The following is a 25,764-nucleotide window of genomic DNA, read 5'->3' on the forward strand; positions in this document are numbered from 1 at the left end:
ACCAAAATGAACGTAAGCCCGCCAAAGATCACCCCAGAGGTAACCACCGGTGCCCTGCCCGCATCGCGCAAGATCTATGTGCCCGGTGAAATCCACCCCGACATTCGCGTGCCCATGCGCGAAATTGCCACCCACCCCACCGCTGGCGAAGCACCGCTGCCGGTCTATGACAGCTCTGGCCCCTATACCGATCCGGACCAGCAGACCGATATCCGCCAGGGGCTGGCCCAGCTGCGCCGCGATTGGATCCTGGCCCGCGGGGACGTCGAAGAATACCAGGGCCGCGAAATCACCTCGGCCGACAACGGTTTTGTATCTGGCGAACGGCTGACGCCGGAATTCCCGGTGAAACCTGCGCCGCTGCGCGCCAAGGACGGCAAGGCGGTGACCCAGCTGGCCTATGCCCGCGCCGGGATCATCACGCCGGAAATGGAATTCATCGCCATCCGCGAAAACCAGCTGCGCGAGACATCGCCCTGCCACCGCGACGGCCACGACTGGGGCGCCAATATCCCCGATTACGTGACGCCGGAATTTGTCCGCCAGGAGGTTGCCGAAGGCCGCGCCATCATCCCCGCCAATATCAACCACCCCGAAATCGAGCCAATGATCATTGGCCGCAATTTCCTGGTCAAGATCAACGCCAATATGGGCACCTCTGCCGTCACCTCCTCGATGGAGGAAGAGGTGGACAAGCTGGTCTGGTCGATCCGCTGGGGCGCTGACACAGTGATGGATCTGTCCACGGGCCGCAACATCCACAACACTCGCGAATGGATCCTGCGCAACTCCCCCGTGCCGATTGGCACCGTGCCGATGTATCAGGCGCTGGAAAAGGTGAACGGCATTGCCGAGGACCTGACTTGGGAGGTGTTCCGCGATACCCTGATCGAACAGGCCGAACAGGGCGTTGATTACTTCACCATCCATGCCGGCGTGCGGCTGCATATGGTGCCGATGACCGTGGAACGCGTCACCGGGATCGTGTCGCGCGGCGGGTCGATCATGGCCAAATGGTGCCTGCACCACCACAAAGAGAGCTTCCTCTATGAACATTTTGAGGAGATCTGCGACATCTGCCGCAAATACGATGTCTCGTTCTCATTGGGCGATGGTCTGCGCCCCGGCTCGATCGCGGATGCCAATGACGCGGCGCAGTTTGCCGAACTGGAAACCCTGGGCGAGCTGACCAAGATCGCCTGGGCCAAGGATTGCCAGGTGATGATCGAAGGCCCCGGCCACGTCGCCATGCACAAGATCAAGGAAAACATGGACAAGCAGCTGGAGTGCTGCCACGAGGCGCCGTTTTACACGCTTGGCCCCCTCACCACCGATATCGCGCCGGGCTATGACCATATCACCTCGGGTATCGGCGCGGCGATGATCGGCTGGTTTGGCTGCGCCATGCTGTGTTATGTGACGCCCAAGGAACACCTTGGCCTGCCGGACCGTGACGATGTGAAGGTCGGCGTGATCACCTACAAGATCGCCGCCCATGCCGCCGATCTGGCCAAGGGCATGCCCGGTGCCCAGCGTCGCGATGATGCGCTGTCGCGCGCCCGGTTTGAATTCCGCTGGGAGGATCAGTTCAACCTGTCGCTGGACCCCGATACTGCCCGCGACTTCCACGATCAGACCCTGCCGAAAGAGGCGCATAAGGTGGCGCATTTCTGTTCCATGTGCGGGCCGAAATTCTGCTCGATGCGGATCAGCCATGACATCCGCGCCGAGGCCCAGAAGGAAGGCATGGAGGCCATGGCCGCCAAATTCCGCCAAGGCGGTGAACTCTATGTGCCCGCAGCCGATACAAAGGCGGAACCGGCAGAATGATCACCATTGCCGGTGCCGGTGTCGCCGGGCTTGCCAGCGCCTATGAGCTGGCAAGCCGCGGCGCAGAGGTGACGCTATACGAGACCGGGGCGGATCCTGCGGACAATCCCTGTTCCTGGTATGCCGGCGGCATGCTGGCCCCCTGGTGCGAAGGCGAAAGCGCCGCGCCAGAGGTGGTCCGCCTTGGCATCGGCGCCAAGGCCTGGTGGCGCCAGTTCACCAAGGTCGAGGACCGTGGCACCCTGGTGCTGACCCCGCCCCGCGACCGGGCAGAGCTGACCCGCTTTGCCCGCCGCACCACCAATCATCGCCTGATCGAAGCGGCAGAGCTGGCCCAACTAGAACCCGCGCTGGCCGGGCGCTTTGCCCAGGCGCTGTTCTTTGAAGACGAAGCCCATCTTGACCCGCGCCAGGCCCTCATCGACCTGAGCAAGGCAGTGCAGGCGCTAGGGGTCGAAATCCGCTATGGCACCCCGGCGCCCGCCCATGTGGATGTGGATTGTCGCGGCATGGCGGCCCCTTTGCCGGGGCTGCGTCCGGTGCGCGGCGAGATGGCGCTGATCGAGGCCCCCGAGGTCGAGATCACCCGCACCCTACGCCTGCTACACCCGCGCATCCCCGTCTATCTGGTGCCCCGCGGCAAGGGCATCTACATGATCGGCGCCACCATGATCGAGAGCAGTTCCTGGCGACAGATCACCCTGCGCTCTCTGCTAGAGCTGCTGGGGGCCTGTTTTGCCCTGCATCCCGCCCTGGGAGAGGCCAGCGTGATCGAGACCGGCACCGGGCTGCGCCCCGCCTTTGCAGACAATATGCCCCGCCTGACCCAGCTGGGCCAAACCACCCATGTCAACGGGCTCTACCGCCACGGCTACCTTCTGGCCCCGGCCCTGGCGCAACAGCTGGCCGCCCAGTTCTTTCAGGAGACCGCAGATGCAGATCATCGTGAACGCACAAGCGCATGAGGTGCGCGCCCAGACCCTAGAGGCCGCGCTCTGCGAATTGGGCTTTACCAGCCCGGCGATTGCCACCGCCCTCAACGGGGTCTTTGTTTCGCGCGCGAAACGCAGTGATGTTTTGTTAACCAATGGTGACCGGCTGGAAGTGCTGGCCCCGATGCAGGGAGGCTGAAATGCAAGTCTACGGCACGGAAATCACCTCCCGGCTGCTGCTTGGCACCGCGCAATACCCCGCGCCCTCGGTGCTGGCAGAGGCGATAACATCCAGCGGCACAGAGATCATCACCCTCTCGCTGCGCCGGGAAACCGCCGATGGCGACGGTGCTGGGTTCTGGCAGGGGTTGCAACAGGCTGGCTGCCATATTCTGCCCAATACGGCCGGCTGTCATTCGGTGCAGGAGGCGGTGACCACCGCCCATATGGCGCGCGATCTGTTCAACACCGCCTGGATCAAGCTGGAGGTGATCGGCCATGCCGACACCTTGCAGCCGGATGTTTTTGGCCTGGTGGACGCGGCCCGGATTCTGGCTGAGGACGGATTTCAGGTTTTCCCATACACCACGGATGATCTGGTGGTGGGGGAAAAGCTCTTGGAGGCGGGCTGCGAAGTGCTGATGCCCTGGGGCGCGCCGATCGGATCGGGTCAGGGGCTGCGCAACCCGGATGCGTTGCGGGCGATGCGGGCGCATTTCCCGAATGTTCCGCTGATCGTCGATGCCGGCATCGGCCGCCCCTCAGATGCGGCGCAGGCAATGGAGCTGGGCATGGATGCGGTATTGCTTAACACGGCGGTCGCCAAGGCAGGCGATCCGGCAACGATGGGCCGCGCGATGGCATTGGCGGTTGAGGCCGGCCGCCTTGGATATGTGGCAGACCCGATGCCACGCCGCGACATGGCGGTGCCCTCAACCCCGGTTCTGGGACTGGCAGAGCTGACATGAAAGAGCAAAAACCGATGCAACGTTTCTATCTGATCGTCGGCCATGTGGGCCGGTTGGAGCTTTTGGTGCCGCAGGGGGCCAAGCTGGTGCAGTTGCGGATCAAGGATGCGCCAGAGCCAGAGCTGCGCCGCCAGATCGCCCGCGCCCGCGATTTTTGCGCCGTGCATGATGCGCAGCTGGTGGTCAATGATCACTGGGAAATCGCGCTGGATCTCAACTGCAACTTTGTTCACCTCGGTCAGGAAGACATGGCCGAAGCTGATTTTGCCGCCCTGCGCCGCGCCGGGGTGCGCTATGGGCTGTCCACCCATGATGAGGCCGAGCTGGAGCGCGCCCTCTCGCAGGATCCTGCCTATGTGGCGCTGGGGCCGGTCTATCCGACGCTGCTGAAACAGATGAAATGGGCCCCACAGGGGCTGGATCGTGTCAGCCGCTGGAAAGCCCTGGCCGGGGCAACGCCGCTGGTGGCCATCGGTGGCCTGACACCTGATCGCCTGCCGGGGGTCTTTGCCGCCGGGGCTGACAGCGCCGCCGTGGTCACCGATATTCAACAGGCCGAAGACCCCGAAGCCCGCTGCCGCCAATGGGCCAAGGCCTGCGCCTGATGTCGCGCTATGCCCGCCAGATGATGCTGCCCGAAGTTGGCCCCCAGGGGCAGGCAATGCTGGCGCGCGCCCATATCCTGGTGGTTGGGGCCGGCGGGCTGGCGGCACCGGCGCTGCAATATCTGGCAGGCGCCGGCATCGGCCACATCACCCTGCTGGACCCCGACCAGGTAGAGCAAAGCAATCTGCACCGGCAGACCCTGTTCACCATGCAGGACATCGGCCGCCCCAAGGTGGCAGCGGCACGCGATCATCTGATGGCGCGCAACCCTGATCTGGCGCTGCAAGTGCAGGAAACCGCCCTGACAGCCGACACTGTTGACCGGCATCTGACAGAGGTCGATCTTGTCTTGGATGGCGCTGACAATTTTGCCACCTCCTATATTCTGTCCGATGCCTGCCTGCAGCGGGCGCTGCCGCTGATATCCGCCTCGGTGCTGGGGCAGCGTGGCTATGTCGGCGGCTTTTGCGCTGGCGCGCCCTCGCTGCGGGCGCTGTTCCCGGACCTGCCCGAGACCGCCGCCAGCTGCGCCAGCGGTGGTGTGATGGGGCCTGTGGTTGGCATGATTGGCGCGCTGCAGGCGCAGATGGCACTGAAGGTTCTGCTGCATCACGCCCCTTCGCCATTGGGGCAGCTGATGCAAATGGATATGGCCAATCTTAGCCTGGGCAGCTTTCGCTTTGACGGCGCCGACGAACCCGCCACCCCGCTGCGTTTTACCAGCCCGGCACTGATCGCCCCAGAGGCCCAGGTCATCGACCTGCGTCCCAAAACAGAGTCCCCGGATCTGATCACCGCCCAGGCCCGCCGCATCCTGCCCACAGAGATCGCGGCGGCTGATCTCTGCCCCAACCGCCCGATCGTCCTGTGCTGCCGTTCGGGGCTGCGCGCCTGGCGGGTCGCGCGTGATCTGCAGACGCGCGGCTTTGCACAGATCGAAATTATCGCTGCCGGAGCCATCGCATGAACCGCGTTCTTGTCATCGCCGGCACCGATAGCAGCGGTGGCGCCGGGTTGAGCCGCGACACGGCCATGGCCACCACCCTGGGCTGCGAGGTCGTGCCGGTGGTGACGGCCGTGACCGTGCAGACCAATCAGGCGCTGCAGGCCATCCACCCGGTGCCGCCGCAGATCATCTCGGCCCAGATCCGCGCCGCCTTTGACGACAAACGCACCGCGCCAAGGGCGGTGAAAATCGGCATGATTGGCAGTGCCGAGGCAGCGCGCCACCTGGCAGACACCCTGCCCGAGGGCCTGCCCATTGTGCTGGATCCGGTGCTCAAGAGCAGCTCTGGCGGCACATTGATGTCGCTGGACAGCCTGACACCGCTGCTGCGCCGGGTCACGCTTCTGACCCCCAATCTGGAGGAAAGCGCCCGGCTGAGCGGGCTGACGCCAATGCTGCGAAATACTGAAAATCAATGCATTTCCACACAAGAACCACCGCAAGACGATCTGGTGCTTTTTCGGCGCCAAGCGCAGATCATACAGGCGAAAGGGGTTGCTGCGGTGCTGATCAAAGGGGGCCATGCCGACGGTGATTGCAGCGTTGACCACCTGTTCAGCCCCCAGGCCCCACAGGGCCATCGCGCCTATGCCGCGCCACGTCTGCCCCTGCAAAAGCGCGGCACCGGCTGTAGCCTGGCCACGGCGCTGGCCTGTTCCCTGGCCGCAGGCGCCAGCCTTGACCAGGCCTGCACAGAGGCCAAGGCCGCAGTCAGTGCCTGGCTGGCACAGTGAGGGGGGGGACCGGCAAAAGATGGGGCCGACAAGGACTGTGGGTTAGCCTGACAGACCTTGCCGGGTTTCCTGGCCAACCCGCAGCATGCTGAGGCTTTGCAGCAGCAGCGATTTGGAAATGGGCTTTTGCAGGAAATAATCCATACCAGCCGCCAGACAGGCGTCGCGATCTGTATCAAAGGCATTGGCGGTCAGGGCAACAATCTGCGGCTGCGCGATATCGAGCGCGCGAATTTCGCGGGTGGCGGCCAGGCCGTCCAGCTCTGGCATCGACATATCCATCAGGATAATATCCGGCAGAGATTGCTTGCACAGGGTCACAGCCTCGCGGCCATTGTGGGCCTCGGTAAGGTGGATCCCCACCCCTTCCAGATATTTGCACACCAGCAGGCGGTTGGTTTTGTTGTCCTCAGCCAAAAGCACCCGACAGCCCGCCAATATCGCAGTATCCAGCAGGGCGTCGACGGCAGAATTGCTTTTGGGGCCAATTGGCTTGTCAAAATTCACCGCAACCCGAAAGCGAGAGCCTTTTTCCTTTTGGCGGCACAGCTCTATGCCGCCGCCCATACGCTGCGCCAGAATGCTGGAAATCGTCAGCCCCAGCCCGGTGCCGCCAAAGGCGCGGGTGATGGCCGCATCCGCCTGTGAAAAGCGATCAAAGATATGTTCCGCCTGGCTGTCAGAGATGCCGATTCCGGTGTCGTCGACCGAGATGTGCAGCTGATAGGGATCCTCTTTCAGGCAGCCAACTTTTATGTCCACGCCGCCCTGTGCGGTGAATTTCACCGCATTGCCAACTAGGTTGACCAGAATTTGCCGCAGCCGCCCATCATCGCCATGCACCCGGTCCGGCAGATCATCGGCGAACTCAACCGAGACCCACAGCCCCTTTTCGCGGGCCTTGGGGCGCAGCAGGTTGACCGCCCCGGCCACACAGTGGCGCAGGTCGAAATCAACCGGGTTGATCGCCAGCTGGCCGGATTCAAGGCGTGACAGATCCAGGATATCATTGATGATCTTCAGCAGCGCATTAGAGGAATCCCTGATCGTATCAAGGTATTGCCGTTCCTGTGGGCCAAGGTCCGAATTTGCCATCAAATCCGCCATACCCAAAACACCATTCATCGGCGTACGGATTTCGTGGCTCATATTGGCCAGGAATTCCGATTTGGCACGATCAGCCCGTTCGGCAGCGATTTTGGCGTCATTCAGTTCATTGTTGCGTTGCAACAGGGCTGAATTCGCCTCGATCAGCTTTTCACGCAGATGCACATCGCTGGTTACATCCATATTGACGCCGATCATGCGCAGCCATCCATCCCCATCCACATAGGCGGTGCCCATGGCGCGAATGTGCTTTTCCTCATTCGTGGGCAGCAAGATGCGGAATTCCGATGCGTAGCTGCCCCCCGCATGTGACGAATCCCTATGCTCTTGCACGGCCCGTTTGTGATCATCGGGATGCAGATGGGCTTCCCAGGTACCAAAGTGGACAGGATCATCAGCACCAAGACCATACATCTTGCGCAGGTTCGCATCCCAGATCACCACGCCTGTCTTGGTGTTCACCTCCCAAATGCCGATCTGCGATATCTCCACCGCGACCTCCAACCTCCGAGAGATGGTTTCCAATTCATGCTCGCGGCCGCGCAGAGTGCTAATGATGGCGCGCCGCGCAGCAGACAACCGCCCGGCGGTATATATCGGAACCAGTATCAGGGTTCCCGCCACAAACAGGACTGCGCGCCAGGGCCAGGGATTGCCTTGCTGTGCTTCCCAACCGCCCTTTGGCCGCGCCGCGATCTGCCAGGACCCGCCGGGTAAAAAGACATCCACCCGCACCGGCCTGTCCGTCACGATATCGGGATCTCCGTAAAACTGCTCCCCCTTGGATCCCATGCCATCGCGCCCAATAAGGGCCACCTCGATCCCGAGGTCCTCTGACTCCAGACCATGCCTGGCAAAAAAGGGTTCCGTTTTGATCACAGAGGACACGATCCCCCAGAAGTACCGCCCCTCACCCGTGCCAGCAAAAACCGGAAAGCGCCCAAGCAGCGCATTGCCGCCCTGCACCAGCGGGACGGGGCCGGTCAAGATCAGCTCTTCCGTGTCACGCACCCGCATGACAACCGCCCGCTGGCTTTCGGTATGATTGTAATCCAGACCAAGCGCTTCCTCATTGCCCGCAAGCGGGTAGATCATTGACACCACCATATCAGGGGCAGCAGCAATATGGCTGATACTGGTATTGGCGCCAATCACCCGCTCGGACAGCTCAGAAAACCTCTCCTGGTTCATATCTGGTTCAGCCGAAAGCACCGCAACCAGGCCGCGCGCCACCTGAATATCGCTATTCAAGGCGCCTTCGAAATTTGATTTGATTCGATTTGCCTCGCGCCGCACCTCTGCGCGCAAAGCCCGGTCATGAACTTCAGCGTTCTTTTGCTCGGAATAATATCCGCCAGCCAAGATTACCAAAAATGCAATGACAATAAGAGTGTAAGTGGCCCTTACCAGCCCCCAAACGGGTTTTTCAGAAGGTTCTACCACAGAGTCATACCACCACACCCAAAAGCGTATCTATGAATTCCTAGGGAAAAAACGTTAATTATTTCCCCTATTTTTTACAAATCCGCATACAGCAAACAATACCGCAACCTAGCAAAGCTGCATTTAGACAAACAAGTCCTTGTGCGTAATACGAGAGTCTCGCCGCTGCAAATAGCCCTGAATTTCGGCAGGGTCAAAGCCAACTTAATGGCGGGGTCAAGGGATAGGGCAGCAGCGACAGGCGGGCGGGCCTCTGCGGCCTGTATTGCCCTCCGGGTCATGGGGCAGCATTGGTGGACATCCGGCGGCGAGGCAAAATCCGTTGCCGTCCTGCAGCACTGTCATGGCCAACGGCGGCACCTGGACCGATATGCCAGTGGTCAGCGGCGGTGGCGATGCGGCCATGACGGCGCTGCGGTGCAACTGAAAGGCCCCGGCATTCAGGAATGGTACGAAGAAGGCCTGCTGGCCGATATTTCTTCCGTCGCCGACGGCTCTGGCTGCGGGCAAGGGTTTTCTCTGTGCTTCAGCACCGGGAGAGAGGTTCCTGTACAATGTCGACAGCTTTGCCATGTTCGATGTCACCGGCAGCGACAAAACAGAGGGTCAGGCGCTCTTGGCCAAGCTGTTCGTCGGGCAGAACTTCCAGAAGGTCTTTGACCTCAACAAAGGTTCGATCCCGGCCCGAACCCGCCGCGACAAGGATGGGCTGCAGATCGAAATCGCCCGCCCTGACGGCAGCCCGATGATCCTGCACAGCGAGCTGCAGCGCGAACTGCCCGCAGATGTCATTCTGGGCCTGCGCCCCGAAGACATTGCCAAGGCCGGGTTTCACAGTGGCCGTGCCGTGCAGGCTTCCCCCTGTCGCATTGATCTGGTAGAACCCGCCGGTGCCGATACCTATGTGGTCTCGCAACTGGGCGGCAAACAGGTCACGGCGCGACTACATGCTGAAACCAAGGCGCAACCCGGCGCGATGCTGGATCTCGCCTTTGATCTGGCCAAGGTTTCCTTCTTTGCCCCCGCTACAGGTGAGCGCTTGAATTGACGACACAAAGACTGATTGCAGATCTGGGCGGGACGAACTGCCGGTTGGCGCTGGTTTCCGGTACAACGGTGGGACAGCCACCCGAGAGCCTGTGCAGATATCGCAATGATGATTTTGCCAGTTTCTCTGCCCTGTTGCGCCACTACCTGGCGGATCAGGGCCAGCCAGAAATCCGTGAAATCGTCCTGGCCGCTGCCGGGCCTGTGGCCGATCAGACCGTAAGGGTCACCAATCGCGACTGGTATATATCCGCCCAGGATCTACGACAGGAATTTCACCAGGACAGGGTGCATTTGTTCAATGACCTGAGCGCTTTGGGCCATAGCCTACCGGGATTGCAAGGCGCGGATCTGGCGCAGATCCATCCCAGCGCCGACGCCAGCCACCAGGACCAGAGACTGGTCATCGGCATTGGCACCGGGTTCAATATCAGCCCGGTCATTGCCAGCGACACCGGCGTGATCTGCCCCAGGGCAGAATATGGACATGTGGCGCTGCCGCTGGATCTCTATCAGGCCATGGTTGCGGAAATCGGCCCGCGGGCGGCCCCGTTCAAAACGGTGGAATGCTGCTTTTCCGGCCGGGGTTTTTCTGCGCTCTTTGCAGCCTTTGCCCCAGACAGCCCCCCCCGAAGTGGGCCTGAGATCATGCAGGCGCAGGACGATGCAACCTGCACCGCCTTTTTGCGCTTTTATGCCCGGCTACTGGCGCTGCTGTGCCGCAATCTGCTGAAAGGGTTCTTGCCACGTGGCGGGCTGTTCTTTGCCGGAACCGTGGCGCGCAACCTGCTGACCAGCCCGGCCCAGGGCGATTTTCTGACAGAATTCACCCGCCCGGACCCACAGTTCCCCGAGATCACCGCCCCGGTGTTTTGCATCCTCGACGATGGTGCCGCCCTGAAGGGCTGCGCCGCGTTTCGCTTTCCCGCGTCCTAGGCGCAGGCCGCAGAACCCGTCAGCCCTCAACCGCCTGCACCGCGCGGGCCAGCCAGGTTTGCACCTCTTCATTTACCTTGGGGGCGACCGCCGCCCGCTGCAACAGCGGCAAGGCCTTGGCGTAGTGTTGCTGTTTCGCCAGGCTCAGCCCCAGCAGCCGCCAGATCCTGGGCGTATAGCCATATTGGTCAGCGGCAGTTTCCAGCACCGCGCTTGCCGCTTCAAACCGACCTAGCTGTTGCAGCACATCGCCATAGCAGACCTCAAGATTGCGGATGATCGCGCCGGAGGGGGCCGCGGTGCGCGCATCGCCCCGCCCTGCCACGTTGACCGCTGCAGCGACGCAGGCCCGCGCCGATTGCAGCGTGTGCAGCGCTTCTTCCCTAGCCCCCAGCCGCAGTTGCACCTCGGCACGGCCCGCGTGCCAAGCCAGTTCCGGCACCCCCGGCGGCACCGCCTCGGGGACCGTTTCAATCCAGTCTGACAACAGCCCATCAGGATCCCGCCCTAGCTGCCGACCCAATCGATCCGCCATCAGAACCGACCAGGGGTGGTGCGCATGTTCGCGGCTGACCCCACAAATCACATCATGCGCCGCCTTGTATTTTCTCTTTGCGATCAGACGCACGACCCGCCGGCGATCAGCCGCCCCCGGCAAGCTGGCAACCAGGAACTCTGGCTGCACCTGGCCGCTGATCACCTGCATGGTTTGCGCGGCCTGCGCATGCAGCATGTCGGCATGCCCACCGGGCAGCACATGCACGGCAACCTCACCGCTGACAAAATCCTCCCAGCCGAGGGCGATCATTGCCAGCGACACCAGGCCCGGGCGTTCTGCCCGCACCAGGCTCATATTTGCGTTTAACACCCGCAGCCCATGCGCCCGACGCCGGGTCTCTGCCGCAATCGAAGCGGCCGTCCAGGTGGGATTGATCGGCTGGGGCCTATAATAGCGTAGCCCGTGATCAATGACCGTCAGCCCGGCAGGCGGCGCCTTGAGCGCCACCAGCTGGCGCGCCGTTTCAAAGGCCTCGGCACCGCCATAGGAAAACCCGGCCAGATGCAGCCCATCAGCCGCAAAGCCCTGGTGCAAGACCTTGGCGAAATAGCGGGTGTGATCGGCAAAACTGACTTTTGCATCAGACACAAGGGTTGCTGACCGCTGCAGCTGATAGACGCTACGATCCGGCGGCCCATGCGCCAAGAGATCCGTCAGGTTTGGCCCCGTATCCACCAGACCGGGCAGCATCACCAGCGGATCTGCCGCCCCCCCCTGCCTGGCACAAATCAGCGCCTCATGCAGATCAAGCGGCGCGGCCGCATCCAACAGGGCCGTCAACCCTGCCGGGGTCGGATCGCCAAAGGCTTCGGCCACTGGCAGATGGCAGGCGGTGCGCGCACGGATCAGCGCCAACAGCCGGATCATCAACAGCGAGGTTCCGCCAGAGGCAAAGAAATCCTGCCTGTCACCTGTCGGCATACGGCCCAAGACCTGTTCCCAGGCCTGGATCACCACAGGGGCCAAATCAGGATCCAGCGACGGGCTTTGCCCCTGCCCCTTCAGCGCCTCCTGCGCCTGGCGCAACAGCCCGGCACGGTCGATTTTACCCGAGCCATTTAGCGGCAGGCTGGCGCAGGGCAGCAGCAGCCCCGGTACCCAGGTCGAGGGCAGATTGGCCTGAAGATGGTGCCGCAGGGCTGCGCTTGCATCGCCCGCCCGGCCCGCATCCATATCGGCGCTGCCGTTCTGGGTGACATAAAAGGCAACCAGAACCCTGCGCCCGGCCTCTCCGGCGGCGACGACCGCAGCTTGCGAGGCCAGGCCACTGGTCTGGATCAGGTTTTCAATCTCCGCCGGTTCGACCCGCTGGCCGCTGATTTTAACCTGGTCATCCAGTCGCCCCAGATAGGCAAGCTGCTGCCCCCCAGAACCCGGTTCCAGCTGCAGCCGCCCCAAATCACCACTGCGATACCAGCGGCGCCCCTGCACATCCTCGCCAGATGCTAGACCGGTGGAGACAAAGCTTTGGGCACTACGTTCTGCATCCCCGTAATACCCGGTTGCGATCCCGGGACCTGAAATCCAGATCTCTCCCATGGCACCAGGCCAGGTCGTTTGGCCATTTTCATCCATGATGGCAACACTATAGCCTGGAAAGGGCTGCCCCAGATCAGAGCCGACAGGACGCCTGCCCGCGCCCTCACAGGCCGCAGGCAGCACCTGTTTCCAGGTGGTAAAGACCGTGGCCTCGGTCGGGCCATAGACATTATAGAGCCGCCCCACCTGTGGCAGGATCCGCGCAGCCAGCGCCGGGCTCATCGTCTCGCCGCCGATCAGCGCCTGCAGGTGCGGCAGGCTCGGCAACCCGGCCTCTAGCAGCATGCGCCACAGCGAGGGGGTGGCAAAGAAATGATGTGGCGCGCTGCGTTTCAGGCTGTCGCACAGGTGCCAGGGATCACGGCGAAGCGCCTCTGGCACCATCACCAGTTCACCGCCGCTCACCAAGGGGAACAGCACCTCATGGAGGATGCTGTCAAAGGTCGTGCTGCTGACAGAGAGCAGACGATCCCCCGGCTGGGGCGCAAAGACGGCGCAGGTTCCGGCCAGGTGGTTGGCGAGGGCGCGATGCGGGATGGCCACGCCCTTTGGCACCCCGGTAGAACCGGAGGTGAACATCACGTAGGCCAGATCCTCGGGTTCACGTCGGACAAAGGGCACCGCCATCGCCGCCCCGTCTGCCTCTGGCGGCAGGGGCAATAGGGGCGCCACCCCCAGCGCTTGCGCCAGCCCCGCCTCGGCGATCACATGGCTGGGTTGGGCACTGTGCAAAATGCGTTTCAACCGCTCTGGCGGATCCTGCGGCGACAGGGGCAAAAAGGCGCGCCCGCTGCGCAGGATACCAATCAACGCCGCGACGAATTCCGGCCCCCGTGGCAGCGCCAGCGCCACCAGATCCCCAGGCCCACCCGGCGCCTGCAAAAGAGCATTGGCCCAGGCGGCACTGGCAAGATCCAGATCGCGGTAGCGCCAGGGCTGCGCTGCGGGATCATCGCCTGTCATGCGTAGCGAGCGGCGCTCTGGCCAGCGAGCGAAGGCCTGCTCTAGCAACTGCCCCACTGCGGGGACCGGGCCGTCAGGCGTCGCAGCAGGCGGCTGGCTGAACGACGGGCCAGGCAGAGCAGAGCAGGAACCGGCAGCGGCAGCGGCTATTTCAGCCGCATCCTCGTCAATCGCCGCGTTTGGCACCTTTAGCCCAGCGGCAAGGCTGGCCAGGATCTGCGCCACGATCCGCCCACAGGTTCCTGCCTCAAAGCGCGCTGCCTGCCACAGCAACTCGCCCCTATAGCCAGTCGCGGTATTTTCAAGATTGAGCACCAAGGCAAAGGGGCTGGCACTGCTGGCCTGCGCATATGGGCTGACCTCGCAGCCCGCAAGGGCCAGCGTACCAGTGGCAAAGCCACGATAGTTCAGCAGAACGTTACAGGGGACTTCCGCGGGGGGCTGGTCTTGGTTCCGGTCTTCTGCACCTATGAGGGCCTCGGTCAGAGAGACCTGCTCCCCCTGGCAAAGCTGTGCAAAACTGATCCCGCGCGGCAGAGCATTGCAAATTGGCAGGCTTTGAACAAAGGCACCAAGCATGGAGTTCAGGCCCGGCGCATTGCGGTTCATCATTGTATTGGCAAGGCAAAAATCGCGCTGCCCCGAAATCCGGAACAGGGCCAGACGCAGGGCAGCCAGCAACACCGCCCCCGGCGAGAGGCTCAGCTCTGCGGCCAGGCTCTCTACGGCGGCGCGGCTGGCGGCATTAATTATTACCGGCGTGGATTTGCATTGATAGCACGGCACCGCAGGCGGTGCGTAGTCATAGGGCAGTTGCAGGCCCGATTGGGATGCCGACCGCGCGGTCGGAGTTTTGCCCACCTGGCCCGCCGCTTTGGCGTGATCGGCAAAATCATAGGCCGGGCGCTGCGGCACCAGATCCGCCTCGGCATCCTGGGCATAGAGCTGCCCCAGCTCTTGGCAGAATTGGGTCAGCGACCAGCCGTCCAGGATGGCGTGGTGATAGACCAGATGCAGCAGCCAGCGCTGATCTGCCAACCGATAGGCCCGCAGCCGCAGCAAGGGCCCCACCCCATCAGCAAAGGGCCGCTGGCTTTCAGCCGCCATACGCGCCGCCAGCTCTGTCTCGTTCTGGCGCAGATCGACCAGGGTAAAATCTGGCTCTTGGTGTTCCTTGACGATCATCTGCAATTCGTCGCCCTGTTCGAACAGGCTGCACCGCAGGCAATCGTATTTGGAGGTCAGGCGCTGTAGCGCAGAATGGCAGGCCTCTGGCTGAAACGCCCCTTCGATCTGCCAGGCGCTGTTCACGTTTGCCAGCCCCTGACCGGGCGCGAACTGATCCAGGCACCAGAAGTTTTGCTGCACAAGCGGCGCTGGCACCACCACATCACCGGCGGGGCGACGGATCTGTTCTGCCGATGGCCGCCGGGACTGGCGCAACAAACCGCGCAGCCGTTGGCGCAAAGAGCCCTGCGCGTCACCCATCTTCCTGTTCCTCGGTCTGCCCCTGTGGGAAACATTCTGCCATCGGCACCGAAATCACTGTCGGCCCCTCGGCCACCAGCGCGCTGCCTAGCGCCTGCCGCAGGGCCTGTGGCGTCGGGGTCACCTCAGCACGTGCGCCCCAACCACGCGCAATGGCGGCATAATCCACCTGCTGATGATAGCGCAGCACATCCGGGCTGCCTTCACCCGGGAACCAATTGTCCTGAAAGGCGCGGCCATTGATACCGCCATTATCCGCCACCACGACAACGAGGCGAGCGCCATGTCGGCGAGCGGTTTCCAACTCGCTTGACGACAGCCCAAAACCGACATCCCCCACCAGCGCCACAACTGCACGGTCTGCATCCTGGTCCTGCTGCGCCATTGCGCTGCCCAAGGCGAAGGGAATGCCCAGGCCAATGGTGCCATTCTGCCCCAGGGTCATCCGAGAAAAGGGCTGCTGCACCGGCCAGAGCAGATGCCCTGCCGCCAGCCCGAGGCCGCTGTCGATGATGCTCAGCGACTCTTCGGGCAGCCACCGGCCCAGGGCGGCACAGAGCCGGTTCATCTGCATCGCCGCGCTGCCGGGATCTGCCTGCCGACCCAACCTGGCCAGGGCGGAAAGATGGTTCTGGGTCAGATCAGCGGCCCAGGCGCTACGGTGAACCACCGAAGAGGGCGCGGCCTCCGGCACCGCGTCCAGCAGGGCAAGCAACACATCAATATCGGGCAGAATTCGGTCAATCCGCGCCTGGGCAGAATGCGGGAACTGGCCGCCAAAGCGCCAATCCAGATCCGCACCACAGAGCAGCAGATGGTCACAGTTCCCCAGCCCTTTCTCCTTCGCCATAAAGGTGCTGCGCGGGTGGCGATCCGGCAAGAGACCACGCCCCATCGGGCTGGCCAGCACTGGCAGCTGAAGCCTGTCAACCTGAGCCTGCAGGCGGCGAGTCTTATCCGGCGTCAGCGGTCGGGACCAGCGCAGCCCCTCGCCCAGGACAAGCAGCGGTTTTTGTGCCGCAGCCACCCCTGCCACAACAGCAGGATCCGGCGGCAAAGCGCATTGAGCCGGGGCAGCAGGTAACGGAACGGGGGCCACATCTGTTTGGCGAAGATTGAGCAAGCCCGCCCGCACCTCGACAAAGACCGGCCCGCAAGGGACGCTTTGCGCCAGCTGCACCGCCTGCAAGACCCCAGCCGCCAGCCCATCCCGCGCCGTGATCCGTACCACCGCCTTGCAGCTAGCAGCAGCGATCTCAGCGCCATCAAGATCCTGGAAATTGGCCTGCGGCCCGGCGGCATGTGCATCGGTATCTGGCCCAGGCTCACCATTCTCGCCGGGGCCTTCATCGGGAGCATTCCCCATCAGGGCCGTAATCAACACCATGGGCCAGTGGTTGCCCCTGGCATCAGACAGGCCGGTGATCGAATTGGTCACCCCCGGCGCGGGCGAGCACAGCGCCACCGCCCGAAACGCCCCACAGCGATAGTTATGCGCCAGTGCCGCGCTCAGCGCGCCGGACTGGCTGCGACAGCCAATGACCTGAAGCCCGCTTTCGGCACAGGCGCCAAGGGTGGCATACATCGGGTTGCCCGGCAGCGCGTAGACATGGGTGATCCCTGCACTTCGGAAGGCCTGCGCAATGGCTTGATGCCCGCTGGGGGCCTGCCGCTGCTGCAACCGGGTCCGCAACAGCGCCGCCCGCTTCCCAGCGGCCTCAGCCCGCTGATCAGGCGCGGACCCGTCAATTGCGACCGTCATGTCTCTGCGACCTCGTCCACCTCGGCGAGGCTGCGCACCACCTGATCCAGCTGTGCCAGATCCTGATCGCTCAGCCGACCCAGCACAAATGCGGACAGGCCTGCCGGGGTGGGGTGGCGAAAGATCACAGTGGGCGGAATATAGCAGCCAAGCAGGTCGCCGAGGGTGACGGAAAGTTCAACACCCAGAATGGAATTCCCGCCCAAATTAAAGAAGTTATCATCCAGGCCTATGCGCTCTTGACCCAGAATTTCAGCGGTAAATTCGCACAGGATGATTTCAACAGGCGTCACAGGGGCCCGCATTGGCGCAGAAAAATGCCCCTGCAGGGCAGACCACATCTGCAGGCGCTGGCGCTTGCCGGTGGCCCCGACGGGGATCGCATCAACCACGGCAATCTGGCTAGGCACCTTGTAATCCACCAGCCGTTCAAACAGGCGCAACCGGATCGCTTCGCCTGTCAGATCCGTGCCCGGCGCCAGACAGACCGCCGCCAACAGATCTTCGCCAAGGCTGGCATGGGGCTGGGCAAAGGCCACCGCATCAGTGATGCCGGGGATAGCAATCAGCGCTTCGTCGATTTCGCGCGGAGAGATCTTTTGCCCGCCACGGTTGACGATTTCCTTGCACCGCCCGGTCAGGCGAAGATAGCCATCCTCATCCAAGGCGCCAAGGTCACCGGTCCAGAAACCCGTCGGCTGAAAAGCCTCCAGATTGGCGCTTGGGTTTTCGACATAGCCGGGCGTGACGCCTGCGCCGGTTATCACCACATTGCCAACCACGCCAGCAGCGCAGGCGGTGCCCTGGTCATCCAGAATGGCAACAGATGTCCCAAAGGCCTGCCCCACGGTGCCGGGTTTGCGCACCGCAGGCGGCAAGGGGTTGCTGGCGATCTGATGGCTTGCCTCGGTCATGCCATAGGCCTCGATCACCGGCGCATCAAAATAGCCCTCCAGCCGGGCGATGACCGAGGGCGGCAGCGGCGCCGAAGAAGAGCGGATAAAGCGCAGGGCATGATCCATCGGCGCGGCGCGCTGATCAAGATGATGCATCAGCGCCAGGTGCAGGGTCGGCACGGCCGAAAACCAGGTGGGCCCATGCCGCAGCAGACAGTCGACAAAGCGCTCTGGCTGGAACCGCCCGGCCAGAACTACAGCGCCCCCCGCCACAAGCGCCGCCCCCAAACAGGCCATCAGGCCATGGATGTGAAACAGCGGCATAGCACAGAGCGAAATATCCTCATCGTTCAACCGCAGCGACTCTGCGATATTGGCGCTGGAGCTGGCAAGGTTTTCCTGGGACAGGGCCACCATCTTGGGGCGCGCCGTCGTGCCAGAGGTATGCAGGATCAGCCCAGGTGCATCAGCCGCCGAGAGCGCAGGCAGATTGCCACCCACCGCCCCGATCTGGCTGACCTTTTGGGCTGCTGTGACCTGTGGCGCGGCTTGAAACACCTCATCCCCGAGGCGCAAGCTGGGCAGGCCACAGCTGGCAACAGCCGCCTCGGCCGCCGCCGTTGCGCCCGCGCCAAGCAGCACCAGACCGGGCTGCAGATCCTTGAGGTAAAATAGAAATTCATCGCGCGTATAGTCGGGGTTCAGCGGCGCTGCCACATGGCTCTGCAGGCAGGCCACAAAGGCAAGTGCCGCATGGCGCGGCTGGGGGGCAATGATGGCAATACGGCTGCCTGCTGGCAGACCGGCAGCGGCAAGGCCCGCGCGCACCTGATCCATCGCCGCAAGGCAAGTGGTGCCGCTCAGCGGGCCAAGATCATTGCAAATAAGGGCTGGCAGGTCGGCCCGCCGCATCAGCCCCGCCCGCAACTGGGCTCCAAAATGTATCACGGGTGTCCCTCAAAAGTCCGGTACAATGCCAAATCAATAGTCTAATTTAAACAAAAATGAGAAGTATTCTGCCCGTCCACATAAAGCAAGACGCAGCTCGCCTGCCGCAAAGAGCGCGCCGCCAGGGGGGGCGCCCCTCGCCTGTGGTTGGTCACCGCGCGATCCTGCCTGTCATCACCGCCGCAAAAATCCGGGGGAAAAACCGGTTGAGCAACGCCGAGAGGCGGGCGACACGGCCGACGGGGAGGAAATCGCGCCGCCGGTCCAGCCCTGTCAGGATATGCTGCGCCGCGCTTTCCGGGCTCATATAGTCCATCCCATCCGCTGCGGATCCGGGACGGGCGATGCCACTATGGCCTGCCACTGCTGCCTGCGTCTGTGCATCTGCGCCCTCTGGGCGGCCAAGGTTGGTGGCGATAAAGCTGGGCGCAGCAATCACCACCCGCACGCCAAATGGCTTTTCCTCGCAGCGCAGGGATTTGAAAAACCCCTCTAGCGCGTGTTTGCTAGCGGCATAGGCGGTACGGTGGTACAGCGGGCAAAATCCCGCCACAGAGGAAATCGCCAGATGGGTGCCGCCCGCCCGCCGCAGATCCGCCTGTAGCGCCTGCGCCATATCAGTGGCGGCAAAATAGTTGATGTCGAACACCTTTCTGTGGGCCGCATCGCTGAGATCAGCGCTGGCACCAATCCAGGTGATGCCAGCATTATAGATCACCAGATCAATCGACGCCTGGGTGCTGCTAATCTCTTGGCACAGGCGACGCAGCTGCGCCCGATCAGTCAGATCGCAGCCATAGGTCCGGCGGTTGGGCAATGGGGCCAGCGCCTGCAATTGCGGCCCCGGCAGGTCAATCAGCACCGTCGACCAGCCACGTGCCCGCAGGCCTGCGTCCAGTGCCAGACCCAGCCCGCCCGCACCGCCCGTGATGACAGCAGTCTTTCCCGGCCCATCTGGCACGCTCATAGCCCGGCGGCCTTTTGCCACAGCGCAAAAACCTCGGCGCTCGTCAGCTCTGGCACATAGCCAAAATCCCGCTTCAGCTTGGTATTGTCCAGCACCGGCCGGTATTGCAAAAAGCGCACCTGCGCCGGGCCATAGCGCGACAGGCCCAACGGGTGCGCAATCGCCAGCGCCAGTTTCACCCCCCAGGCCGGCAAGCGCAGAACCGGCTTGTTCAACGCCCGCGCCAGATCGGAAACGCCCAGGCTTCCATCGCCAGCGACGTTGAAGATCCCCTGCGGGGCAGCTTTGATCGCGCGCTTCAGGACCCGGGCCAGGTCCTGTGTCCAGATGAAGACAAAGGGGCTCTCGCTGCGAAAAAGCGCCAACAGGCGCGGTTTGTGAAACAGCGCGGTGATCTGGTTTTCCATCCCCGCGCCCAGCACTGTTCCCACCCGCAGCACCACCTGCTCCAGCTCTGGGGATTCGGTGCGGGCCTTGGCCAGCATCTCTTCGACCTGGCGCTTGTGGTCGGCATAGGCGAATTCCGCATTGCCGCGCAGCGCGTCGCTTTCGACCAGGGGCATCGGGTTGTCGGCGTGATAGCCATAGGCCGCCCCCGAAGACGTCACCACCAGGCGCTTGACCCGGTGGAAGAGACAGGCATTCAGCACATTGCGCGTGCCCTCGACATCCACCGAATAGGCAAAGGCGCGGCTGGTTGGCGTCACAATCGAGGCCAGGTGAATCACCACATCCGGCTTTTCATCCCCCATAACCAGGCCCGGTGCTCCGGCGCGGATATCCATGGGTACAAAACGCATGCCCGCTGGGAGGTTTGCGGGACGGTACAGGTCCGTTGCGACCACCTCATAGGGGCTTGCGGCCAGTTCCTGCAACAGGGCCGAGCCCACATCCCCGGCGGCGCCGGTAATCAAAATCTTGGTCATAGCTGCGCCTCTGTACGGGATATGAAATGGGCCAGGCATAGGCCAGAGACAGCATGCCAGATCCCCCAAAGGGCCGCCACCACGGCCATGCCACCCAGCCCGTTGAAAAAGCCAAAGATCAACACCAGCCCCAGGCCCGAATTCTGGATGCCGGTTTCAATGGTGATCGCGCGCCGATCATAGGACGACAGCCCGGCCAGCCGCGCTGCGCCATAGCCCGTCGCCAGAGCAAGGGCATTATGCACCACAACCAGGGCACCGACATATTGCGCATAGTCCAGAAAAAACCCCCAGTTTGCCGCCAGCGCCAGCACCACAAAGGCCAGAAAAATCAGCATCGACAGGTTCTGCAGCGGGTGCCTGACCCGGTTGGCCAGGACAGGACGGCGATTGTTCAGCACGATGCCCAGCACCAGCGGCAGGATCAACATCAAAGAGACGGTGACACCCACCTGCACCGGATCAATATGCACCCGCTGCAAGATCGCCTGCGCCGGGGCATATAGCTGCCCCCAAAAGGCAATGTTCAGCGGCGTGATCACAATGGCCCCAACCGTGGCAAAGGCCGTCAGCGACACCGACAGCGCCGCATTGCCCCCGGCCCTGTGGGTGATGAAATTAGAGATGTTCCCCCCCGGACAGGCCGCCACCAGGATCAACCCCAGCGCAATAGACGCCTGCGGCTGCAATGCAAGGATAAGCAGATAGGTCAGGCCCGGCAGCAGGAGAAACTGCGCAATCAACCCGGTCAGGACCGGCTTTGGTGCCCGCAGAAGGCGGTGAAAATCACTGGTTTTCAGATCCAGGGCGATCGAGAACATGACAATCGCCAGAATGGCATTCATCAGCAGCAGGCTAGAGGCGCTGAAATTCAATACAACGGCGTCAAGATCCTTCATGTGCCCCCCTGCGTCAACGCCGAGATCCAGCCGGTGACGGATTTGCGGTAGGTCGCCTTGTCGACGTAATAGGCCATCCGGGCAAGCTTGAGATACTGCATACCGCCTGTTGCCCGCGCAAAATCGGTGGCTTTGGTGGCCTGCAACCGCTGCGCCGCAGGTGCCTTATCGCCAATCCCGGTGATGTAGCGCGCCACCATCTCGGCCTGTTCATGGCGCCCCTGCCACCCCAGCCCCGAGGCCTCGACCATGCCCAGCACAAACAGGTCATCGCGTTCTGGGTGCATGCAGTTGAGATAGAGATGCGGTGCCGCCCCCTGCCAGTTCAGCAGCTCCCTGTCGATAAAGGGATAGTGCAGCAAATATCCGGTGGCCGTCAGGATCATGTCATAGTCCCCCTGGCTGCCATCGGTGAAATAGACGGTCTTGCCGCTGATCCGATCAATATCGGGGCGCACCGTCAGATCGCCATGACCGGCATGAAACAGGATCAGCGAATTCACCACTGGGTGGCTCTCGTAGAGGGCATAATCGGGCTTGGGGAAGCCGTATTTCTGCGCATCCCCCACAAACCATTTCAGGATCATTCCATCCACCCGACGTTTGAGCCACATGGGCAGGCGAATGGCACCGCCAAGAGTATCGGCTGGCTTGCCAAAAACATACTTGGGCACAAAGTAATAGCCCCGCCGCATAGAGATATCGCAGCTTTTGCCATGGTGGATCGCATCGACAGCAATGTCGCAGCCGGAATTGCCTGCGCCGACGATCAGCACCCGTTTATCGGCAAACTGGCGCGGATCACGATACTGGGCAGAATGGATCTGTGTACCGCTGAAGTCGCCCTTGAACTGCACGGTATTGGGTTCGGCCAGGGTGCCATTGGCGATCAGAACACCGGCGAAAACATCGCTATGTTCTGCCCCAGTTCCATCGCGCCAGGTCAGGCGCCAGCCCGCCCCCGAAGCCCCAAGCGGAACACAGGACAGCACTTCGCAGGAAAACGCATAATGCTGATAGAGATCAAAATGCCGGGCGAAATCGCGGAAATATCGGCGCATTTCGCGGTGCGACGGGTATTCGGCCACTCCCTCATCCATCGGGAAATCGGCAAACTCTGTCATTGTCTTGGACGAAATCAGATGCGCGCTGTCATACATGGTAGAGCGCGGTGCCGTGATGTCCCACAGGCCACCCACATCTGAATGCAGTTCAAATCCCTGAAAGGGAATGCCTTGTTGCTTCAGCACCTTGGCCATGGCCAGCCCCATTGGCCCGGCCCCGATCAGCGCATATTTTGCTCTGACAGCGCTGCCCTGCGCTGCCTCTGGCCCTGCCGTCATTCATCATCCTCCCAAATGGTACCCGCTGGATACCCATTTAGATTGAACGACTGTTAAAAATAGGGCAAGGTAATTCTGACATGACAGAAAAAGTACCCGAAAATCAGCGCAAGCGCGCGCCAAGCCAGCGCTCTCTCGCCACCCGAGACCGAATATTTGATGCAGCCGAACAGCTCTTTGCAGACCGTGGCTTTGAAGGGGCGTCGATTCGTGACATCGCGCGCGCTGCCGGGGTGCAAGGGGCGCTGGTCAGCCATCACGGCGGCAGCAAAGCAGCGCTGTTTGCCACGGTGGTGGCCAGGCGTGCGGAAGAGCTGTCCAACCTCAGACTACAGGCGTTGGCAGCTGCAAAAGCACAGGCCCAATCAGACGCTGAGGTGGCATTGCCCCTGCGCCAGGTGCTGCACTGCTTCCTTGCGCCCTTCATCCACCAGATCCTGCATGGTGGTGCCCACTGGTCGGCTTATGGGCGCCTGATTGCGCATGTGTCGTCGGATCCACGCTGGCAACAGATCGCCCAGAACTGTTTTGACCCAACCGCCAGGGTATTCCTGGCAGAGATCGCAGAGACCTTACCCAAAGCGGATCCACAGAAAATCAGTGCCTGCTTTGTCTTTATGGTCTCTGCCATGCTGTCTCTGTGCACCTCACGCTGGCGCATCGCCGACCTGTCCCAGGCCGAAACAGCCGAGGACCTGACCGAAGCGCTGCTCGACTTTTGCGAGGCGGGGTTTCGCGCCTAAAGCGTTTCGCACCACATCCACCTTGGCGAACGCGGATTTGCAGCAAACGATTTCAAAGTGTTATGCGGTGCTTGATACCCCATGCAGACCGCAAAACGCTGCAGGATCAGACCGCAGGCCCTGCGCCCCACCCCACCCCATGCGCCAAGAGCCTACGCTGTACACGGCCGGGATAGTCCGAAATGATCGCATCAACGCCCTGGGCGATCATTCGATCGATATCCGCCACCTCGTTCACCGTCCAGACAGCGACAAGCAGCCCTAACGCCTGCGCACGGCGTACATCCGCCGCAGTCACATCCAGATAATGGGGACACCACAGCGCCCCGCCCGCCTTGGCAACCAGATCAGGCGGGCTGATCCCCGGAGCCGTCAAATCCGGGCAGTCCGGCATGGCACTGTCTTCATCGGCATCGACGGCATCGGCGACATTCTGCGGCAACTGGGTCAGGAAAGAGGTCGGAATTTCCGGCGCAAGCCGGGCGCATTCCGCCAAGAGCGACCAGTCAAAGCTATGCATCAAAGTCCGCTCTGCCAGGTCAAAGGCACGCACCTCTTGCACCACAGCGTCCACTACCCTGACGCGCGCTGCCGCGTCTTTCAGCTCGGCCGGGTCTGACTTGATCTCAAGCATCAGATGTACATCCTGATATCCCGGCTGGGCAACCCGCGCGCAAAGATCGCGCAGACGCGGAATGTGCGCGCCGTATAGAAAGGCCTGATCCGGAAAGTGCTGACCATAGTCACTGCTGCCATCCAGCCCCCCCACATCCAACTGGGCCAGATCTGCCCAGTCCAGATCCGCCACTTTGGGTTCATCACCACGCAGCCATTGCCCCGCCGCATCGCGCACAATAGAACGCGTCAGCCGGTGATTATGGGTGATCACTGGCACAGTGTCGCGGGTGACCACCACGTCGAATTCCAACAGGCGCACGCCGCAGCTCAGGGTGAAGTCAAACCCCTCCATGGTGTTTTCCGGCATGACCCCGCGCGCGCCCCGGTGGCCCACCACGCGAATGATGCCCTCCTGACGCGAAAAAGCCGCAAGCTGGGGATAGCGCATCAGGCCTCCAATCGCTTTTGAGTTTCAGGATCGAACAGATGCAGCAGCTCTGGCGTCACCGCAAAGCGGTGTACCGTGCCCATTTCGGCGCTGACATGACCAGAGACCGAGGCAACCATGGCATGATCCGTGCCGCTCAGCGTGCCGTGCAGCAGGGTATTTGCCCCCAGCTGTTCGACCATCTCGACCTCAATCGCAATCGGGCCGGCTGCATCCGGGATCAGGTGTTCCGGGCGCATACCCAACAAAACCTGCCCGCGCTGCGCCAGGCCCGCGACAAGTTTGATGCCCGAGGGCAGCAACAGGCCATCTTCTTCGGCGGTGGCGGGCAGGAAATTCATCGCCGGGCTGCCAATGAAGCCGGCCACAAAGACCGAAGCAGGACGATCATAGAGTTCAATCGGGGTGCCGAACTGTTCCACATAGCCGCCGTTCAGCACCATCAGGCGGTCACCCAGGGTCATCGCCTCGACTTGATCATGGGTCACATAGATCGAGGTCACCCCCAGACGCTGCTGTAGCTTGCGGATTTCCAGCCGCATCTGCACCCGCAGTTTGGCATCCAGGTTTGACAGGGGTTCGTCAAACAGGAACACCTGCGGGTCGCGCACAATCGCCCGCCCCATAGCCACCCGCTGGCGCTGACCGCCAGACAATTGCCGCGGCTTGCGGTCAAGGTATTGATGGATTTCCAGAATATCCGCCGCCTCTTCCACCCGTTTGTTGATTTCGGCCTTGGAAAGTTTGCGGATCTTCAGACCATAGGCCATGTTTTCCCGCACGCTCATATGCGGATAAAGCGCGTAGTTCTGGAACACCATGGCGATATCACGCGCGGATGGTTCCAGCTCATTCACCCGGCGCCCCGCAATGGCGATCTCGCCAGAGGTGACGGTCTCCAGCCCCGCCACCATGCGCAGCAGGGTGGATTTACCGCAGCCCGAGGGGCCAACGATGACGATGAATTCGCCATCGTTGATCTCGCCCTCGACATGGTGCAGCACTTCAGTGGGACCGTAGGATTTGGTCAGGTCGGTCAGTTTGATTTCAGCCATT

At 62.3% G+C, this 25,764-nt stretch carries 19 protein-coding genes and 2 pseudogenes; 11 read left to right on the forward strand and 10 right to left on the reverse strand.

The window, feature by feature from the left end; genetic code table 11:
- Positions 1-6: 6 nt before the first annotated feature.
- The 7 genes from thiC to thiD are packed head-to-tail and all read left to right on the forward strand — an operon-like array spanning position 7 to position 6,076.
- Positions 7-1,830, forward strand: coding sequence for a phosphomethylpyrimidine synthase ThiC (thiC, locus tag ACN0VH_RS05220; protein ID WP_278921080.1), 1,824 nt, complete (start codon positions 7-9; stop codon positions 1,828-1,830).
- Positions 1,827-2,795 (forward strand): FAD-dependent oxidoreductase, encoded by a 969-nt coding sequence (locus ACN0VH_RS05225; RefSeq protein ID WP_417699765.1) that lies wholly within the window; start codon positions 1,827-1,829, stop codon positions 2,793-2,795. Before thiC ends, ACN0VH_RS05225 begins: the two co-directional genes overlap by 4 nt.
- Complete coding sequence (gene thiS, locus ACN0VH_RS05230; RefSeq protein ID WP_232400364.1) at positions 2,764-2,961, forward strand: sulfur carrier protein ThiS; 198 nt, start codon at positions 2,764-2,766, stop codon at positions 2,959-2,961. The genes ACN0VH_RS05225 and thiS overlap by 32 nt, the downstream gene beginning before the upstream one ends.
- A 1-nt stretch (position 2,962) precedes the next feature.
- Positions 2,963-3,730 (forward strand): thiazole synthase, encoded by a 768-nt coding sequence (locus ACN0VH_RS05235; protein ID WP_417699766.1) that lies wholly within the window; start codon positions 2,963-2,965, stop codon positions 3,728-3,730.
- Positions 3,731-3,744: 14 nt separating this feature from the next.
- Positions 3,745-4,335, forward strand: coding sequence for a thiamine phosphate synthase (locus tag ACN0VH_RS05240; RefSeq protein WP_417699768.1), 591 nt, complete (start codon positions 3,745-3,747; stop codon positions 4,333-4,335).
- Positions 4,335-5,303 carry a HesA/MoeB/ThiF family protein gene (locus tag ACN0VH_RS05245; protein ID WP_278921084.1) on the forward strand — a complete coding sequence of 323 codons (969 nt, stop codon included), beginning with the start codon at positions 4,335-4,337 and terminating at the stop codon, positions 5,301-5,303. The genes ACN0VH_RS05240 and ACN0VH_RS05245 overlap by 1 nt, the downstream gene beginning before the upstream one ends.
- On the forward strand, positions 5,300-6,076 hold the full coding sequence (gene thiD, locus ACN0VH_RS05250; protein ID WP_417699770.1) for a bifunctional hydroxymethylpyrimidine kinase/phosphomethylpyrimidine kinase: 777 nt from the start codon (positions 5,300-5,302) through the stop codon (positions 6,074-6,076). The genes ACN0VH_RS05245 and thiD overlap by 4 nt, the downstream gene beginning before the upstream one ends.
- 42 nt (positions 6,077-6,118) lie before the next feature.
- Here the strand turns inward: thiD and ACN0VH_RS05255 are convergent, their stop codons facing one another.
- The gene (locus tag ACN0VH_RS05255; protein WP_417699771.1) at positions 6,119-8,434 is read right to left on the reverse strand and encodes an ATP-binding protein; all 2,316 of its coding nucleotides are present in this window, start codon (positions 8,432-8,434) and stop codon (positions 6,119-6,121) included.
- 399 nt (positions 8,435-8,833) lie between these two features.
- Between ACN0VH_RS05255 and ACN0VH_RS05260 the strand changes: the two are divergent.
- From ACN0VH_RS05260 to ACN0VH_RS05270, 3 genes and pseudogenes are all read left to right on the forward strand, one after another.
- A pseudogene (locus tag ACN0VH_RS05260) lies at positions 8,834-9,317 on the forward strand (hypothetical protein); the annotation flags it as partial.
- Positions 9,303-9,674, forward strand: a pseudogene (locus ACN0VH_RS05265) (TOBE domain-containing protein); the annotation flags it as partial. The pseudogenes ACN0VH_RS05260 and ACN0VH_RS05265, both read left to right, overlap by 15 nt.
- Positions 9,671-10,609 carry a glucokinase gene (locus ACN0VH_RS05270; protein ID WP_278921087.1) on the forward strand — a complete coding sequence of 313 codons (939 nt, stop codon included), beginning with the start codon at positions 9,671-9,673 and terminating at the stop codon, positions 10,607-10,609. The pseudogene ACN0VH_RS05265 and the gene ACN0VH_RS05270, both read left to right, overlap by 4 nt.
- Positions 10,610-10,628: 19 nt before the next feature.
- Here ACN0VH_RS05270 and ACN0VH_RS05275 read toward each other — a convergent pair whose 3' ends face one another.
- The 7 genes from ACN0VH_RS05275 to ACN0VH_RS05305 all read right to left on the reverse strand — a co-directional run bounded on the left by ACN0VH_RS05275 (position 10,629) and on the right by ACN0VH_RS05305 (position 22,899).
- The gene (locus tag ACN0VH_RS05275) at positions 10,629-15,158 is read right to left on the reverse strand and encodes an amino acid adenylation domain-containing protein (RefSeq protein WP_417699772.1); all 4,530 of its coding nucleotides are present in this window, start codon (positions 15,156-15,158) and stop codon (positions 10,629-10,631) included.
- Positions 15,151-16,920, reverse strand: a complete 1,770-nt coding sequence (locus tag ACN0VH_RS05280; protein ID WP_417699774.1) for a thiamine pyrophosphate-binding protein — start codon at positions 16,918-16,920, stop codon at positions 15,151-15,153. The genes ACN0VH_RS05275 and ACN0VH_RS05280 overlap by 8 nt, the downstream gene beginning before the upstream one ends.
- Entirely contained in the window at positions 16,917-18,764 is a 1,848-nt protein-coding gene (locus tag ACN0VH_RS05285; protein WP_417699775.1) for a non-ribosomal peptide synthetase, read from the reverse strand. The genes ACN0VH_RS05280 and ACN0VH_RS05285 overlap by 4 nt, the downstream gene beginning before the upstream one ends.
- A 151-nt stretch (positions 18,765-18,915) precedes the next feature.
- Positions 18,916-19,731, reverse strand: coding sequence for an SDR family NAD(P)-dependent oxidoreductase (locus ACN0VH_RS05290; RefSeq protein WP_417699777.1), 816 nt, complete (start codon positions 19,729-19,731; stop codon positions 18,916-18,918).
- Positions 19,728-20,657: an SDR family oxidoreductase gene (locus ACN0VH_RS05295; RefSeq protein WP_417699778.1), complete on the reverse strand. Its 930-nt coding sequence runs from the start codon at positions 20,655-20,657 to the stop codon at positions 19,728-19,730. The genes ACN0VH_RS05290 and ACN0VH_RS05295 overlap by 4 nt, the downstream gene beginning before the upstream one ends.
- Positions 20,654-21,556, reverse strand: coding sequence for a bile acid:sodium symporter family protein (locus ACN0VH_RS05300; protein ID WP_417699779.1), 903 nt, complete (start codon positions 21,554-21,556; stop codon positions 20,654-20,656). The genes ACN0VH_RS05295 and ACN0VH_RS05300 overlap by 4 nt, the downstream gene beginning before the upstream one ends.
- A complete protein-coding gene (locus ACN0VH_RS05305) occupies positions 21,553-22,899 on the reverse strand; it encodes a flavin-containing monooxygenase (protein WP_417699781.1) in 1,347 nt (448 codons plus the stop codon). Before ACN0VH_RS05305 ends, ACN0VH_RS05300 begins: the two co-directional genes overlap by 4 nt.
- Before the next feature lie 80 nt (positions 22,900-22,979).
- On the opposite strand from ACN0VH_RS05305, the gene ACN0VH_RS05310 reads away from it, so the two are divergent.
- Positions 22,980-23,642 (forward strand): TetR/AcrR family transcriptional regulator, encoded by a 663-nt coding sequence (locus ACN0VH_RS05310; protein WP_417699782.1) that lies wholly within the window; start codon positions 22,980-22,982, stop codon positions 23,640-23,642.
- 106 nt (positions 23,643-23,748) lie between these two features.
- Here the strand turns inward: ACN0VH_RS05310 and ACN0VH_RS05315 are convergent, their stop codons facing one another.
- Entirely contained in the window at positions 23,749-24,708 is a 960-nt protein-coding gene (locus tag ACN0VH_RS05315; RefSeq protein WP_417699783.1) for a glycerophosphodiester phosphodiesterase family protein, read from the reverse strand.
- Complete coding sequence (locus ACN0VH_RS05320) at positions 24,708-25,763, reverse strand: sn-glycerol-3-phosphate import ATP-binding protein UgpC (RefSeq protein WP_278921097.1); 1,056 nt, start codon at positions 25,761-25,763, stop codon at positions 24,708-24,710. Before ACN0VH_RS05320 ends, ACN0VH_RS05315 begins: the two co-directional genes overlap by 1 nt.
- Position 25,764: the final 1 nt, after the last annotated feature.

It is taken from the genome of Pseudophaeobacter sp., from assembly GCF_048267565.1.
Classification (GTDB): Bacteria; Pseudomonadota; Alphaproteobacteria; order Rhodobacterales; family Rhodobacteraceae; genus Pseudophaeobacter; species Pseudophaeobacter profundi.